Consider the following 15,649-nt stretch of genomic DNA (forward strand, 5'->3'; position numbering starts at 1 on the left):
CATGGCCAGTAGGAAAAAGTATAAAGCCTCCTCGAGCATAGGCCGGATATATGGAAGCTTATTTTAAGACCTACTGACTTAATTTATCTTGTTTCAAGGGACGGATTCATATATGGAACGATTATCTATATTTTAAATTCATTTAATGCGTACAATCCTAAGTGATTATTATTAAATTATAACCTAATAATGAATACGATCATTAAATTTTAAATGACTTAAAAAAGAGGATTATGGTTAGGTGGTATGCGATGGATTTGCCCTCTCCCATTCAAACAAGTCATAAAGAAAAATCTCTGGCGCGCATGGTGTCCGACTCGTCCCATCGTGGGACTCGCTGGATTGTTCGGCTTCATCTGCTCCTGCAGATGCCGCCTCCAAAACTCGGGAAGACATGTTTAAATTCGAGACTCGGACTCAGAAAATAAAAAAGCCTCCCATTGGGAGGCTTTTTTATTTTGGAGGACGAGACCGGATTTGAACCGGTGAAAAACAGTTTTGCAAACTGCCCTATTAGACCACTCTAGCACCCGTCCGCATGAATGATTTTAGATTTTCTATAATATGGATATTTTTTGATAAGTCAATCTAAATACTTAAGAATATTGACCTGCCACTAATGCAGCAGGCCTATATTAAGTATTGAAAATTAACTTGGAAGACGTAATTAAGCTTCGCGAATTACGTATTTGTCCTTACCTTCATCAACCATTTCACGTAGCTGCTTTCCAACTTTGAAGAAAGGTACTTTCTTAGGTGGAACCTTAACAACCTTACCAGTCTTAGGGTTACGCCCTTCATAAGCTTTGTAATTACGATTAGCAAATGAACCAAAACCTCTGATTTCGATTCTTTCGTCGTTAAATAAAGCATTGATCATGTCATCAAAACAAATATTTACAACTGTTTCGGCCTGCTTGTGAGTTACATTGGCCTGCTTTTCAATTGCTGCGATCAAATCTGCTTTTGTCATTTTTATCTCCTCTCTAACGTTACGAGAACTTATTTTACTTCTAAACTTAATTCCACGATATTTAGTTACCTACTTATCGTCCAAGTCTCTAAAAACATTAGATATATTTATAATGCCACAAAATATTTACTGCTACTTAGTGCCTGCTAAAACTTCCACATATTATAACACATTGAAATTACATAAAAACGGACAAAAACACGAGGAAATGTAAGAAATTAACCTAAAATTAAAGAAGTAATAGAAAAATGGCGATTAAGTACTTAGATATTTGAGGGATTTAAGCCAATGAAGGTAATTTATCTAATTCTATTCATGTTTATAACTAGTTCATGTGTTCCACAGGTTGCACGTCCAGACGGATTCTTTGACGATGTGGAATTCTCAGATACATGTGAAGGACTATACTTTCTCCTAAACGAAGGAAATGTCTGTGCTTCTTCATGTAATGACGGTGAAGTTGTTGCTGATGAAGAACAATTAGAAAAAATACTTGTCGATAATGATTTTGAAGAATTTATCCTAGATAATATCGAAATTTCTGAAGGTGTTTGTATTACTCCTCCTGAGGTTATTGAAAGACCAAGTGATTCAATTTTTATCGATGATGACTTTTGTATTTGTAAGAATCAAAAAGTGGCCTCAGTAACAAGTGGACCAGATTGTGCAGCGACATGTCTTGAAAAAGAAGTTACTGTTGCAACGATTTTTGGAAGTGTTACTCCAGGTGCAAAAGTAAAAGATGATGAACAGCTACAGAACCTATTTGGTTTTTGTAATAATGCTTTAGATAATACTCCAGATGGACAAGATGCGAACCCACCATCATGTGAGCTCATAGCTACAGATATTGATGGAAGACGATTTGCAACGAACCTTAAAACTTATCAAGGAACAAACCTCTTTGAAGCGAATTTAGAATCAACTGGTGCGCGTTTTGGGGAAGCTTATACTTTTCATATCGAAGAGACAGGCTCTGGAATTGAAAACGCACAAAGTGATTACGAACAATTTAAATTATTTGAACCAGGTGATGATGATGAGTACGAAGGAAATTTAAAGATTAAACTCGTTTCTCAATACACTTGTATGATCCGTGCAACGGCCACAAGCCCAAATTACGATGCATCACAATCAATTTATCTTGATACAATTAGAAAGCACTTCTATATGCCAATTGACTACCCTACACCTTACTTACCACCAGGTGTGAGTGATACAATCTTTTGTCATGACTATATTAAAGAAGGTCAAACTGATGATGCTCCACAGTTTTCAAGACTTGAGCTTACGCCAGGTCACTTCTCATTATGGGATGTAAATGATGTGCGTTTTATAAAAGATGGTGAGATTAGAACTGTTGATTACTTAATCAAACAGAGAATGATTGACATGGGTGCTAATGTTAGTGGAAATAAAGAATACTTTGCTCCGCTTGAAACATGTGTCGCTCCAAACGTAAGTGTTGAAGATGGTGGCATGCCAGAGGCCTGTACTTCAGCAGACTCAGGCTTAATTTCTTCAGGATTAGCAATGATTCCATTCTTTACTGACAATTCTGGAAATGCAATCTGTCCTGGTGAAGCTGAATATAATTCAAGCACAATTGAATTTAGAGCTATTGGAGAGATCGTTGGTGTCCCAACAGAGGGTCTCTACTTTGCCAAAGGTCCGAGAGAAGTTATCGATCTTGGTGACGGAAATAAACAAGAAGTAAAACCAGCAGACGTTATGTTCATTCGTGAGTCACAACTTAAAAAGATTTGGTTCCACCTAACAAGTAATGGTGTTCACTATAAACCAACAGCAGATACTGTATCGCAGCCAACGTATTTCTATTGGCCAGCAGATGAAGATGCACCATACGTTCAAAAACGTGGATATCAGAAGCTATATCAAGTTATGCACTCAAGTGAGTTAACAAGTAGTGGATACACAACATCTATTCCTACAACGATCAAACCACTTGATAGAAAAATGGCCTGTATACCAATTACCCAACAGTAATCTTAGAAAGCCTTAAAGAAATTTAGAGAACACGTTCGACAAAAATGTCCACCGTTGGACCTAAGTAGTCTTTATATAAGAAATAAAGAATCCCTACTTTTAGACCTGTTGAGATTACAAAGAATAAGAGTCCTTTAACAAAACGAGTGAGGATAAAGTCATCTTTTTTAATGATCTTACGTCTTAGAAAGAAGTTAATAATAATTAAGCCTATAATCGTAAAGAATGCCAGCTTCATAACCTTCTTATCTTGAGTTAATTCAAAAAGGTATAGTAAAGCCTTTTCATCCTTTACCATTCCAATGAGAAAGCTTGTAAGCCTCTCTGAATTGATAAGAAAGCCGGCCATAGGCTTACCTTCAAGAGATGAATGAATCATTTGAGCGATTTCATCACCAGGCATGTATTTGAATTGAGAATTAATCATTTTAATGGCCATACGCATTTGAGCAGGATTTGTTTTAGAAATACCTGTCGTGCCTAGGCCTTGGGGCAAAGCTTTAGAACCATTTGTCGATAGCTCACTGGCCTTTAATTTCTCACTCAAATCTTTTAGATTTGGTGTTTCACCACTTTCGTCTTGGTCACTGTTTTCGATTTGCTTTGAAAGAGTATTAATCGACTCTTGTAGCTCCTCTATTTTATTTTCATTTGATTGGTGATGCTCGCCACGATCGTAGTCCTCACCATAAGCGAAAACCCCATGCGTCCAAAAAAGAACGCATAGGGATAATATAAGAAAATTAAAATTAATTAATGTCTTAAGCTTGTGCATTTACTGTATTTGAACTCTTTCCATCTCTTAGACGATCAAATAATAAAACAACAGGTGCTGCAACGAAAACAGATGAGTAAGTACCAACAACAACACCAAGAGTGATTGCCATAAAGAAATCACGAATAGCGAGACCACCGATAAAGAACATTGTTGCTGATACAAATAGCGTTGTACCAGAAGTTAGAATTGTTCTTGAAAGTGTTTCGTTAATTGCATTGTTGATATGCTCTTTAATATCACGGCCGACAAACTTTGCCTCGTGCTCACGAACACGGTCATAAACAATAACCGTATCGTTTACTGAGTAACCAATAACCGCAAGAATGGCAGCAACAGTTTGAAGTGTGAATTCAGTTCCAGTAAGAGCAAAAACACCTAGGATGATTGAAACATCGTGGAATAGAGCAACAATTGCACCTGGTGAGTATTTAAAGTCAAAGCGAAGACCTACATAGACCATAATCGCTAGAAGTGCCCATAGCATCGCTAGGAAACCTGACTTTCTAAGCTCAGCACCGGCCTTTGGACCAACGATATCAACCTTTCTAATCTCAACACCGTCAGCTGCATACTTAGACGTTAAAGTCTTTGAAACTTTATCTGTTACTTCATTAAGGTTTTCTTCATTTGCCGAAACCTTAAGTAGGTATTCATTTTCAGATGCTTCACCAATTGTCTGCATTGTGATTCCAGAGAATCCTGCATCCTTCATGGACTTTCTTAATTCATTTAGATTTTCAGATTTTTGAAACTTAACTTGAATTTCAGCACCACCACGGAAATCTACCCCATACTTCATTTTAGTTGCAATAAGGAAGACAGATCCGATTACTAATATTGCTGAGATAATTGATGTTATCCCAAACTTTTTTACAAAATTGATATTTGTATTACTTCTAATTATTTCAAACATTAATTACTCCAACCTTAAATACTTAAATCCTGACCTTCAACTTTATTCATATAGAATTCGAAGAAGATTTTAGAAACAAAGTAAGATGTATAAACTGTTGCAAAGATACCGATAAGTAGTGTTACCGCAAAACCTCTAATTGGACCTGTACCAAAGTTTAGTAGACAGATACCTGCAAGTGCAGTTGTGATATTGGCATCAATAATTGTCCAGAATGCAGAGTTAAAACCATTTTCAACGGCTTTATAGAAGCCTACATTCTTACGTATCTCCTCTCGAATACGCTCGTAGATAATGATATTAGCATCAATTGCCATACCAACAGTAAGAGCGATCCCAGCAATACCAGGAAGAGTAAGAGTAGCACCTAGCCCAACTAACATCGCAAGGATAATTAGAACGTTTAGTGCAAGAGTTGTAATAGCAAACATCCCAGAAACTCTGTAGTAAACTAAGATAAATCCAAATACAAGAACACACCCGATGATGGCAGCAAATCTTGCCTTATCAATTGAGTCAGCTCCAAGAGATGGACCAACTGTTCTTTGCTCTAAGAAATCAAGTTGAACAGGAAGAGCACCAGCTCTAAGAACTAAAGCAAGGTCTCTTGCTTCTTTCAGTTGCTCGTTGTAGCTCTTTCCACCAAGTGAAATCGTTGCACGTCCACCAGCAATTTTACCGTTGATACGCGGAGCTGAGTAAACATTTCCATCAAGTGTAATTGCCATTAAACGGCCAACATTTTCTCCCGTAACTTCAGCAAAGATCTTTGCTCCACGAGACTTAAAGTTTAGACCAACTTCTGGTTGATTATTTTGTTGTGGATTAAATTGAACTCTTGCATCTTCAAGGTCTTCACCTGTAAGACGTGGAGTTGCTTCAATAAGATATGGTACAAGTTGTAAAATATCACCCTTAGCATTAGTTACACGCTCAAAAGCAAGAACATGGCCCTTAGGTAGGTCTTGTCTTACTAATTCATTAACCTTTGATACATAAGTTGAGAAACGCTCACCTTTTTTGTACTCAAGCCCTTCTTCTTTTGCCTTTGATACCCAACCCTGGATAGTTGCAGGAGCAATTTCAGAATTTACCATTTTGAACTCAAGCTTAGCTGTTTTACCAATAAGCTCTTTTGCTCTTTCAATATCCTTAACACCAGGAAGTTGAACAACGATACGATCTGTCCCTTGTGAAACGATTTCTGGCTCTGTTACACCAAATTCGTCAATACGGTTACGGATAACCTCAATCGATCTTTTCACTGACTGTTCTTCGATATCAGTTTTAACTTTCTTAGTTAGAGCGATTGAAATCGTACTTCCTGTATCACCTGTGATTCTGATTAAACCATTATAAGTGTCATGAATAACACTTTTTACAGCTTCATTATCAGCAGCTGAATTCAGAAGAATCTCAAGCTTTGGATCAAGAGGATCTGATGCATCGATATCACCTAGCTTGAATCCACTTCCCGTTTCATCTTTAAAGCTAAATTCTACACGACGTGCATAACCCTTTACTTCATCTTTATAAACTTTCTTAAAGTCGATCCCTAGGATCATATAAAGACCACCTTGAAGGTCTAGACCTAGGTTAATCTTGGACTTTACAGGAAAGTTATCTGTTTCTTTAAAATTAAATGCAGTAGGTACTATTGAAATACCTGAAATGATCGCTACGATAAGTAAAAATACGAAGCGATACCACCAGCCTCTTCTCATTAGATTCTCCTAATCCTTGGGTTTTCTTAGATTTTCTCAATATCTGAGTTAAATAAACTACAAAAATTATATGAGAATAACTACTTAAAAACAATATGAAGAATAGATTAATTTCAGAAACTTACGAGTCTTTTGATTTTGGGTTTTCTGCTTCGACTTTATCTTGTGATGCATCAACGACTTCATCCTGCCCAGACTCGAGCTGCGCATCGTTTTGTGTTGATTGATCGGCGACTTTTTCAGTTGCTGCTGAGTTTTGCTCAGCAGCATCATTTACGTGATCCATTAAGTCATCTTTGGCCTTTTGGAACTCTCTTAGTCCTTTTCCTAAACCTTTTGCAAGTTCAGGTAGTTTCTTAGGCCCGATAAAAATCAGGGCAAAAACTAAAACAATGAGTAACTCTCCAGCTCCAAAGCCACCAAACATACTTAACTCTCTTTAAGAATAAGACTATTTGTCTTGTTTATTAGAAAGGATTGCTTCTTCTAATCCACCAAGTTGTGAACGAAGAACCTTAATTTTAACACCTTCTGCAATTTCAAGGTCAACAATCTTTTCAGTCATCCCAACAATTGTACCAAAAATTCCAGACTTTGTGTAAACACGATTACCTTTTTCAAGAGTATCAAGCATTTTCTTTTCTGCTTCGATCTGTTTTTTCTGAGGTCTAAAAACTAGAAAATAAAAAATAGCGACAACAGCAATGATTGGAACAAAGTTCATAGCAGTACTTGGCTGTCCAGCAGCTGCACCTTGTGCATATGCGTTTGAGATAAATAAATCTAACATTAATTTCTCCTAATAGAGTTTTAAATTATTGGCCTGCGGCCCATTTTCGTGAAGTGTATCTGTTATAAAATTCTTTATAATAATCGTCAAACCTATCATCAAGAATCGCTTGTCGTGCATCTTGAGTCATCTTAATCATGAAATAGAGATTATGATAAGTAATAAGGTTCCCAGCTAGGAACTCTCCAGTTGTATAAAGATGACGAATATATGAGCGTGAATAAGTCTTACAAACCTTGCAATCACAACTAGGATCAGCTGGAAGTGTGTCCTCTCTAAAGCGAAGGTTTTTAATATTAAGTGGCCCATCATGTGTTAAGAACTGGCCGTTACGAGCGTTTCTTGTAGGAAGAACGCAATCAAACATATCAATACCAGCGCGAATCCCGTTTAGAATATCAAGAGGCTTACCAACTCCCATTAGGTATCTTGGTTTTTGATCAGGCATCGTGTGAACAAAGTCATTTAGGAAATCCACCATCTCTTCATTCTTTTCTCCAACAGAAAGTCCCCCAAGAGCAAGGCCTGGAAAGTCCATCTCTTCAAGTCGTTGCATACATTCCGTACGCAGGTCTTTATGGAGTCCTCCTTGAACAATTCCAAAAAGTTTTTGATAGTCGCGAAGCTTATAATCAATACAACGCTTGGCCCATCTTAAAGTTAGCTCCATACTTTCACGAAGAGTATCTTTTGTAGCAGGAAGTTTTGGGCATTCATCAAATGCCATAACAATATCTGAGCCTAGGCCCTTTTGAATCTCCATACTTTTTTCTGGAGAGATGAGATGCTTTGACCCATCGATATGTGAAGAGAAAGTCACCCCTTCTTCTGTAATTTTATTGATATCTGAAAGTGAGAATACTTGGAATCCACCTGAGTCAGTAAGGATTGGTTTATCCCAATTCATGAAGCCATGAAGGCCACCACCAACTTTTTCAATGAGCTCATGCCCTGGCCTTAAGTATAAGTGATAAGTATTTCCAAGAATAATTTGTGCATTCATTTCATACAAATCTTCTTGCCACATACACTTAACAGATGCACGAGTTCCAACAGGCATAAAGATAGGTGTTTTAATCTCACCGTGCTCAGTTGTAATTGTTGTTGCGCGGGCCTTACCGCTATATCCTTCAACTTTAATCATATTCAATTACCTCAATATCAACATCGCATCACCATAAGAGAAAAAGCGGTACTTCTCTTTCACAGCAATGTCATATAATTCAAGAGTCTTTTCACGACCGATTAACGCACTAACAAGCATAAGTAGTGTCGATTTTGGTAGATGAAAATTCGTTATTAAACCATCAATACTTTTCACATCCACACCTGGATGAAGAAAAATATCTGTGTCTTTAAGTTCACCAGGAGTATAGTTTTCAACTCCTGCCTGCCATATCGTCTCAAGTGTTCTTAAACTTGTTGTCCCAACAGCAAATCGTTTTTTTGCATTTTTAATCTTTTCAAAATCATTCTTATCAACGCAATAATTTTCACTATGCATTTTATGATCTTCTAGATTATCGACTTTAACAGGAGCAAATGTTCCAAGCCCAACATGTAATGTTACCTTGGCAATATCGTGACCTTCTTCTTTTATTTTTGATAGAAGTTCATCTGTGAAGTGTAGGCCAGCAGTTGGTGCAGCAACACTTCCCAACTCATTAGCAAAAACTGTTTGATAATCTTTCTTATCTTGCTCATCAGACTCTCCTCCTCGAATATAAGGAGGAATTGGAACAAGAGCATGTGCGTTTAAATAATTAATAAGATCATTACCAATGAGAGAAGGTCGAATCAAAAACTCCCCTTCTATATTTCCATTGATTTCAATCTTAAGACCGTCTTCAAAATGATAGATATCACCAGCTTTCTTTTTCCCATTGGCCTTAACAAGAGCGCGATATAGGCCATCTTTATTTGGCTCAACAGTTAGAAAAAAGACCTCAATACTTCCACCAGTTTCTTTCTTACCTTTTAGACGACATGGAAACACCTTACTCTGATTTAATACAAGAGTTGTCTCCTGCGGTAGAAAATTAACTAACTCATTAAAAGTGTGATGAGAAACTGTATCAGTCTGACAGTTATAGACGAGAAGACGCGAATGATGACGTCCCTCAACTGGCCTAGTCGCAATTAGCTCCTTAGGCAAATCGTAGTCATATGCAGACAGTTGCAAATCTTCTTTATTTATAGGCTTATCCATAGGGCGGATAGTAGCGTGAAATTAGGTAATCGTCATCATGTAAGTTTTTCAAATTACAACTTTCTTATGTTCAATATTAGAGAAAACTGCAAAAACTTACAAAAATTAAAAGAGAGGGAATCTTGAAGCACAAATTATTTAAAATCGCTGCACTTTCATTAGTTATTTCAACAAATGCTATGGCCATGAATAAAGTAATCTACGGCCAGGATAATCGCGTTAGTATTGAAGAATCTGACAAAGGATTTCTTGTTGATAGTGTTGCAGCAATGGTACCAAGTTATATTTTTGCGAGATCAGAATCAGGTGAAGTTCTGGACTCGATTTTTAAGAGTTTTCCTACTCTAAAATCTCATAGAGGTTACCCAACGTGTTCAGATATGAAATTCAGATCTGAACCAACAATATCTAGCTGTACTGGTTTTTTAATTGGTGAAAACCTTCTTATGACAGCAGGTCACTGCATGATTAAGGGCGGGACTCAAGTAGCAGACACAGTATCAGATAGCTGTAAGAAAAATAAATGGGTCTTTAACTACAAGGCAACTTCTGTAAACTCAGATGGGAAATTAGTCATTGAAAAGAATGAAGTATATGGATGTAAGAGAGTTGTTGCAGCATCTTACACTGGTCTTCTAGACTATGCAGTCGTTGAACTGGATCGTCGCGCAGCAGATAAGAAGCCACTAAAGCTAAATCTTAAATCAACTGCAGTAAAAGAAGGTACTGATATTTATGTTGCTGGCCACCCTACTGGACTACCACTTAAGGTATCTGGTGATGCAAAAATTGTAACAAATAAACCATATCGAAATGATGTCACAACAGATCTTGATACATTTGCAGGAAATTCAGGTTCTCCTGTTCTAAATTCGAAAGATGAAGTTGTAGGAATTCTTGTTGCAGGTGAAATCGACTATGTTTTTGACTACGATAAAATGTGTTACCGCGTAAATAAGTGTGAAGGACAAGGTAAGAAATGTGACCGTATGTCTTATCCATCAAAAGGCGCAATGGGTGAAACTGTAACGAAAATCGCAGCAGCAAACCACGACTATGTTTTAAAGAAAGTTTTAGGTCCACTTTTCATAAACCAAAATGGACTTATCAGTGAAGAAGAAGATGAAGAAGAAATCGTTGAAGAAGTTGAAGAGATCTTAAATGCAGGATTCTAAAACAAAGAAAGTCCAAAATGGACGTATCAGTAAAGAAGAAATTAATAAGCTTGAGCTTATTGATTTTGATGGAAAGATCCACTTAATTGATACGGAAGAGAAGTCGCAACAAGCGCAAGAGAGTTTTCAAAAACATTTAGAAGATAATTCAATTACAGGCCTTGATACAGAATCAAGGCCTTCTTTTAAAAAGAGCGATAATTTTCAAATCAGTCTTGTTCAGGTTTCTTTTGAAGATGAGTGCTATCTTTTTCGCCTTAATCTAATTCAATGCCCAGATTACTTAAGAGAGTATCTCGAAAATCCTGATATTATTAAGACAGGTGTTGCCATTAAAGATGACTGTCGTGATTTAAAGAAACACTTTCAGATAACGGCTAAAGGCGTGATTGATGTTCAGGATCTGGCCAAGAAAGCTGGGTATGTCACACTTGGGCTGAGGTCACTAACGGGACTTCTAATGAATCGCAAGATCTCCAAGGCAGCAAAGCTTACTAACTGGGAAAATCCAAAGTTGACGCCACCACAGATACGTTATGCGGCCACTGATGCTTGGATTTCACTAAAGCTTTATCAGGCCCTAAAGTTGAAAGAATCGTAAACTTTATTCATTAAATCCCAACATTCTTTATCAAAAATATGCTTATGGATATGAAGTATTTAAAGTATATTTTTGCAATTCTTCTCACATTGGCGGCCATTGACGTCTTAGGGGCCCCAAGCAATCAACCCGGTCCTTATCAATTTAATAGTTTTGAAATGGATAACCCTTACGAAGAGGCGGCCAAGGATGACGATAAGAAAATCAGAAGGCCATCATCTGAAGAAGAGTATAAATTTAAGTATGAATTAGAGCAGAGACCGAAGTGGCAGGACATAGAAGAGCACTGCGGGGACCGTTGTATCTATCCTGACTCAAGAGGAAACTAATTTCAACAACTTAGATTAGGAAAAAAATTTCCTAAATCATATTTTTGAACATTGTTCTATAATTTTTGTAGAACAAATTATGTTTAAATACGCCATTTTACCTATATTTATACTCTTTTTTACCTCTTGTTCAGGAGGGGTTGATGGAGCGTCTGGAATCTCAGTGACTCCAGTAACACAAGAAGCACCAACTGGTGCTGCAATTGTCAGCACAGTCATTACAGGGGGCCTTCCACAAGATGCCCCTCAAGTAACTTGGACTAACCCAGCATCTTTTAGTCATATCGAATACGCAATAGGAACAACAGCTGGTGGAGCTGAACTTGTGCCATGGAAAAATATCGCCACAGCAGCATCACATACAGAAGTCTCTCTAACTGGCCTAACTGAATGCACTCCTTATTATCCATCTGTTAAAGCAGTTGGCACTACAGCAGTTGAATCAGCAACAGTTACAACACCTAGCTTTTATTGGGATAATACTGCCCCCACTTCTCTTGGCGTTCCCGATGTTTCAGCAGATGATGCAACAGTTAGTTCATCAACGACAACTACCTGGAGCGCTGCAGTTGATAATTGCCAAATCGATCATTACGAAATTGCTATTGGAACAAACCCAGGTCTTACAAATGTCCAAGGCTGGATCGATATCGGAAATGTTACAAGTTATAAATTACGTGACGGTGTGGACGGAGCAAGCTTTACACTAACAGAGGGCTCTAATTACTATATTACATTAACTGCTTATGATGGTGCTGGTTTTAGCATAAGTCAGGACTCTGTAGCTTTTCAGGTTTTTAATCCAGCAACTTCTCTTCCAAATATGGTTGTTAGACTGGATGCTAATGACTTATCTTCTATGCTAGATAACACTGGAAAGAATGCGGCCAATGGAGCTTTTAACGGATTTGTTCAGGATTGGCTTGATACATCTGGCTCAGCTAATGTTCATGATTTCTATACAGGCAATGCATCCCCTTCATTTGATAATCTTGATAACCACGTTGTCTTTAATGGTAGTACTCAAAACCTATCTGTTGCAAACCATGCTGACCTAAATACGGCCACGACAAATCAACGAAATATCACCGCTTCTTTTGAGACTTCGGCCGATACAAATACGTTCCAAGTTATCTATGAAGAAGGTGGCTCATCACGAGGAATGAATATTTATATTAGTGGCAATAATCTCTATTGTGGGTTCTGGAATTTGACTGACGATGGCGATGGTATCCAACCATTTACCTTTGTCTCAGCGCCAATCTCAACAAATACCATCTACCACGTAACTTGGGTCTTTGATTACACAAATTACACTGGGCCAGCGGGGCCTGACGGCGACCTTACTTGCTATGTCAACGGAAGTTCAATAGGATCAACAACCTCAACGTCACTTCTCTACGCCCATTCAGGGACAATATCCCTTGGGTCTTACTCAGGTGATACATACGATCACAATGGCACTCTCAGTGGTGACGGAGGCTATTTAAACGCTGATATTATGGAGCTTATGCTCTTTAATGATCCACCTGATGCCACTACTGTGAACACTATTCATACATACCTTGAAGATAAGTGGAACTAATCTAGCGAGATTAGTAATCATCTGCTATAAATCCCTCATGAATTTAAGTGTTTTTGATATTTACTCAGTTGGAATTGGGCCAAGTAGCTCACATACAGTTGGACCAATGAAGGCCGCTAAGGACTTTATGGATCGTCTCATGGAACATGGACTCTATGAGCAAACTCAACTTGTATCAACAGCACTCTATGGCTCTTTAGCTCTTACAGGTAAAGGCCATGGAACAGATACGGCAATCATTCTAGGCTTAAGTGGACACACTCCAGAAGAAATTTGTCCAGATCGTGTCGATGGAATCCTTGAACGCGCTAATAAGGCACATAAACTAGAATTTTATGAAGATCATAAGCACGCCAAAATTGTCGACTTTAATCCTCGTGAGCATATCTTATTTCATCGCAGTCAAACACTAGATTTTCATTCGAACGGAATGTGCTTTCAAGCAATTGATGAAAATGGAAAAGAGCTTTTTAAGAAAATTTATTACTCAATCGGTGGTGGATTTATAATCGCTGAGGGTGAAAATAATAAAGGCGACATATTCTCACAACACGAAAGCAAAGTTAAATATCCATTCACTTATGGAGATGAATTACTATCTCAAGCAAAGAAGAATAATCTTACGATTTGCGAACTCATTAAGGCCAATGAAAAAAGCTGGCGCACTGAAGATGAAATCAATACAGGAATGCTTGCTATTTGGGATGCAATGAATAGTTGTATTAAAAGGGGCCTAAAAGCAGAAGGCCAACTTCCAGGCGGTCTAAAGGTAAACAAAAGAGCAAAGAAGCTCCATGCAGCTCTACTGAAGAAAGACTGCCAGAAAAACCTTGATCCTCTTACTATTATGGACTGGGTAAACCTATTTGCAATCTCAGTTAACGAAGAAAATGCATCAGGCGGAAAAGTTGTGACAGCTCCAACAAATGGTGCAGCAGGAATTATCCCGGCCGTTGTGAAGTATTATTTAAAGTTTGTTAAAGACGCTACAATTGATAAGGTTATCGACTTCTTACTCGTTGCAGGAGCAATCGGCGTTCTCTACAAGAAGAATGCATCTATTTCTGGTGCTGAAGTGGGTTGCCAAGGTGAAGTTGGCGTTGCTTGCTCAATGGCAGCAGCAGGTCTTGCCCAAGTTCTTGGTGGAACTAACGAACAGATAGAAAACGCAGCAGAGATAGCAATGGAGCATAACCTAGGGCTAACTTGTGATCCAATTGGTGGCCTTGTGCAAATCCCATGTATTGAAAGAAATGCAATGGGTGCAGTAAAAGCAATAAATGCTGCAAGAATGGCAATGCGCGGAGACGGAAGTCACTACGTTAGCCTCGATAAAGTTATCAAAACCATGAAAGATACAGGTGCTGATATGCAAACCAAGTATAAAGAAACTAGTCGTGGTGGTTTAGCTGTTAATGTCACTGAATGTTAAATCAGTTACTTAGACACGTTACTTATTTCATACGTTAATTCAAAGGCTTTCAATTTCCTTCTAGCTATCATAGAAAAACATATTTTATAGAACAATTGATTAGAGAAAGTTAGGGAGAGAATATGAAGAAGCTGCTACTTATGTGCGCGATGACGATGTGTTTTGTGTCATGTTCAAAAGTTAAAGATAAAATCAAACAAATTGAAAATAACCTTGAGACAACGGCCCAAGGAGCACGCTCTGGTATGGCATCTGGTGCTAGAGATAACCAGATGGAAAAAGTAAGAGACCCTAAAATTGATATTGCTGGAAAGATCACAGCAGCAGCAAAATTTTATAAAGCACTAGAATTCAACTCTTGGAACCCAGGAACATCATATGATGATAGCTTTTCAAGAAGAGAGATGCTTCTTGATGCTTCAAAAGAATTTATTAGAAATTTAACAGATATCTACTCACAAGTTGAAGATAAGATTGAAGATGGAAAGCTTACCCCTATACATCTAGATTGGAGCAAACCTAAGAAATTCGAAAAATACAATTATGACAAGGCCTTTTATGCAATGGCCGTAGCAATGCATGAGAAACACTTCTTACAAGAAAAGAATGCAAGTAAGAACAAATTCACTGCAGTTTCATTCTACGATATTTTAAAGTCAACTTTAAAAAGAGAATATGCGGGAGCAAACCTAACAGAAGCTGAAAGAGAGCTTATGACATACTCAAATCGTAAAATGATTATCGCACTTCTTAATGCAAGAATTGATATGATCTTAGCACTTGCAATTAAAGACTCAATGGATAGCTCTGATGTAAAGATAATGTCAGCAGGCCTATACCTAATGACAGGAAAGCTTGGAAAGCTTGCCTTCCCATCGATTCTTGAAAAATCGACACTGACAAACAAGCAGAAAACAAATGAAAAATACGAAGAGGCCCTGTCAACGTATGACTTCATGTTAGAGATCGGTGAGAGACCAGAAATTGACAAGCGTGTAAAAAATATTCTTGATAACGTTATTCTTCCAGAGCTTACTTATGAGCAAGAAAGTGATGGCGAGGTTCAAAAGTATCATGGATACCTAGAACAATTTCAAAAGATGTAATATAGCTATATATAAATATGAAAGAAG

The 15,649-nt window shown here is 37.7% G+C and carries 15 protein-coding genes and 1 tRNA gene; 7 read left to right on the forward strand and 9 right to left on the reverse strand.

What is annotated here, in order from left to right:
• Positions 1-459 precede the first annotated feature (459 nt).
• Together DAY19_RS14495 and DAY19_RS14500 are read right to left on the reverse strand one after the other, a co-directional pair.
• Positions 460-536: transfer RNA gene (locus DAY19_RS14495), tRNA-Cys, on the reverse strand.
• 131 nt (positions 537-667) lie between these two features.
• Positions 668-973: an HU family DNA-binding protein gene (locus tag DAY19_RS14500; RefSeq protein WP_115363754.1), complete on the reverse strand. Its 306-nt coding sequence runs from the start codon at positions 971-973 to the stop codon at positions 668-670.
• Between the two features lie 315 nt (positions 974-1,288).
• Here DAY19_RS14500 and DAY19_RS14505 point away from each other — a divergent pair, with 315 nt between their 5' ends.
• The gene (locus DAY19_RS14505; RefSeq protein ID WP_133296988.1) at positions 1,289-2,980 is read left to right on the forward strand and encodes a hypothetical protein; all 1,692 of its coding nucleotides are present in this window, start codon (positions 1,289-1,291) and stop codon (positions 2,978-2,980) included.
• 22 nt (positions 2,981-3,002) lie between these two features.
• On the opposite strand, the gene DAY19_RS14510 is transcribed toward DAY19_RS14505, so the two are convergent.
• From DAY19_RS14510 to queA, 7 genes are all read right to left on the reverse strand, one after another.
• A complete protein-coding gene (locus DAY19_RS14510; RefSeq protein WP_115363758.1) occupies positions 3,003-3,755 on the reverse strand; it encodes a hypothetical protein in 753 nt (250 codons plus the stop codon).
• Positions 3,742-4,671, reverse strand: a complete 930-nt coding sequence (gene secF / locus DAY19_RS14515) for a protein translocase subunit SecF (RefSeq protein WP_115363760.1) — start codon at positions 4,669-4,671, stop codon at positions 3,742-3,744. The genes DAY19_RS14510 and secF overlap by 14 nt, the downstream gene beginning before the upstream one ends.
• Positions 4,672-4,685: 14 nt before the next feature.
• Complete coding sequence (gene secD / locus DAY19_RS14520; RefSeq protein ID WP_115363762.1) at positions 4,686-6,395, reverse strand: protein translocase subunit SecD; 1,710 nt, start codon at positions 6,393-6,395, stop codon at positions 4,686-4,688.
• A gap of 121 nt (positions 6,396-6,516) precedes the next feature.
• A complete protein-coding gene (locus DAY19_RS15475) occupies positions 6,517-6,822 on the reverse strand; it encodes a Sec-independent protein translocase subunit TatA/TatB (protein WP_115363764.1) in 306 nt (101 codons plus the stop codon).
• Between the two features lie 24 nt (positions 6,823-6,846).
• The gene (gene yajC / locus DAY19_RS14530; RefSeq protein WP_115363766.1) at positions 6,847-7,185 is read right to left on the reverse strand and encodes a preprotein translocase subunit YajC; all 339 of its coding nucleotides are present in this window, start codon (positions 7,183-7,185) and stop codon (positions 6,847-6,849) included.
• Between the two features lie 25 nt (positions 7,186-7,210).
• Complete coding sequence (gene tgt / locus DAY19_RS14535; RefSeq protein ID WP_115363768.1) at positions 7,211-8,329, reverse strand: tRNA guanosine(34) transglycosylase Tgt; 1,119 nt, start codon at positions 8,327-8,329, stop codon at positions 7,211-7,213.
• Positions 8,330-8,335: 6 nt separating this feature from the next.
• Positions 8,336-9,394: a tRNA preQ1(34) S-adenosylmethionine ribosyltransferase-isomerase QueA gene (gene queA, locus DAY19_RS14540; protein WP_199506674.1), complete on the reverse strand. Its 1,059-nt coding sequence runs from the start codon at positions 9,392-9,394 to the stop codon at positions 8,336-8,338.
• Between the two features lie 122 nt (positions 9,395-9,516).
• Here queA and DAY19_RS14545 point away from each other — a divergent pair, with 122 nt between their 5' ends.
• The 6 genes from DAY19_RS14545 (at position 9,517) to DAY19_RS14570 (ending at position 15,622) form a co-directional block, all read left to right on the forward strand.
• Positions 9,517-10,569 carry a trypsin-like serine peptidase gene (locus tag DAY19_RS14545; RefSeq protein WP_115363770.1) on the forward strand — a complete coding sequence of 351 codons (1,053 nt, stop codon included), beginning with the start codon at positions 9,517-9,519 and terminating at the stop codon, positions 10,567-10,569.
• The gene (locus DAY19_RS14550) at positions 10,556-11,170 is read left to right on the forward strand and encodes a 3'-5' exonuclease (protein WP_115363772.1); all 615 of its coding nucleotides are present in this window, start codon (positions 10,556-10,558) and stop codon (positions 11,168-11,170) included. The genes DAY19_RS14545 and DAY19_RS14550 overlap by 14 nt, the downstream gene beginning before the upstream one ends.
• Positions 11,171-11,214: 44 nt before the next feature.
• Complete coding sequence (locus DAY19_RS14555) at positions 11,215-11,499, forward strand: hypothetical protein (protein WP_133296989.1); 285 nt, start codon at positions 11,215-11,217, stop codon at positions 11,497-11,499.
• Positions 11,500-11,578: 79 nt separating this feature from the next.
• Complete coding sequence (locus DAY19_RS14560) at positions 11,579-13,084, forward strand: fibronectin type III domain-containing protein (protein WP_133296990.1); 1,506 nt, start codon at positions 11,579-11,581, stop codon at positions 13,082-13,084.
• Between the two features lie 37 nt (positions 13,085-13,121).
• Positions 13,122-14,516, forward strand: coding sequence for an L-serine ammonia-lyase (locus tag DAY19_RS14565; RefSeq protein WP_115363778.1), 1,395 nt, complete (start codon positions 13,122-13,124; stop codon positions 14,514-14,516).
• A gap of 122 nt (positions 14,517-14,638) precedes the next feature.
• The gene (locus DAY19_RS14570) at positions 14,639-15,622 is read left to right on the forward strand and encodes a hypothetical protein (RefSeq protein WP_115363780.1); all 984 of its coding nucleotides are present in this window, start codon (positions 14,639-14,641) and stop codon (positions 15,620-15,622) included.
• The last annotated feature ends 27 nt before the right edge of the window (positions 15,623-15,649 follow it).

Source organism: Halobacteriovorax vibrionivorans, from assembly GCF_003346865.1.
Taxonomy (GTDB): Bacteria; Bdellovibrionota; Bacteriovoracia; order Bacteriovoracales; family Bacteriovoracaceae; genus Halobacteriovorax_A; species Halobacteriovorax_A vibrionivorans.

Coding starts and splice junctions, on each gene's coding strand:
- DAY19_RS14500 (WP_115363754.1), bottom strand. CDS start 973: ATGACAAAAGCAGATTTGATCGCAGCAATTGAAAAGCAGGCCAATGTA.
- DAY19_RS14505 (WP_133296988.1), top strand. CDS start 1,289: ATGTTTATAACTAGTTCATGTGTTCCACAGGTTGCACGTCCAGACGGA.
- DAY19_RS14510 (WP_115363758.1), bottom strand. CDS start 3,755: ATGCACAAGCTTAAGACATTAATTAATTTTAATTTTCTTATATTATCC.
- secF (WP_115363760.1), bottom strand. CDS start 4,671: ATGTTTGAAATAATTAGAAGTAATACAAATATCAATTTTGTAAAAAAG.
- secD (WP_115363762.1), bottom strand. CDS start 6,395: ATGAGAAGAGGCTGGTGGTATCGCTTCGTATTTTTACTTATCGTAGCG.
- DAY19_RS15475 (WP_115363764.1), bottom strand. CDS start 6,822: ATGTTTGGTGGCTTTGGAGCTGGAGAGTTACTCATTGTTTTAGTTTTT.
- yajC (WP_115363766.1), bottom strand. CDS start 7,185: ATGTTAGATTTATTTATCTCAAACGCATATGCACAAGGTGCAGCTGCT.
- tgt (WP_115363768.1), bottom strand. CDS start 8,329: ATGATTAAAGTTGAAGGATATAGCGGTAAGGCCCGCGCAACAACAATT.
- queA (WP_199506674.1), bottom strand. CDS start 9,394: ATGGATAAGCCTATAAATAAAGAAGATTTGCAACTGTCTGCATATGAC.
- DAY19_RS14550 (WP_115363772.1), top strand. CDS start 10,556: ATGCAGGATTCTAAAACAAAGAAAGTCCAAAATGGACGTATCAGTAAA.
- DAY19_RS14555 (WP_133296989.1), top strand. CDS start 11,215: ATGGATATGAAGTATTTAAAGTATATTTTTGCAATTCTTCTCACATTG.
- DAY19_RS14560 (WP_133296990.1), top strand. CDS start 11,579: ATGTTTAAATACGCCATTTTACCTATATTTATACTCTTTTTTACCTCT.
- DAY19_RS14565 (WP_115363778.1), top strand. CDS start 13,122: ATGAATTTAAGTGTTTTTGATATTTACTCAGTTGGAATTGGGCCAAGT.
- DAY19_RS14570 (WP_115363780.1), top strand. CDS start 14,639: ATGAAGAAGCTGCTACTTATGTGCGCGATGACGATGTGTTTTGTGTCA.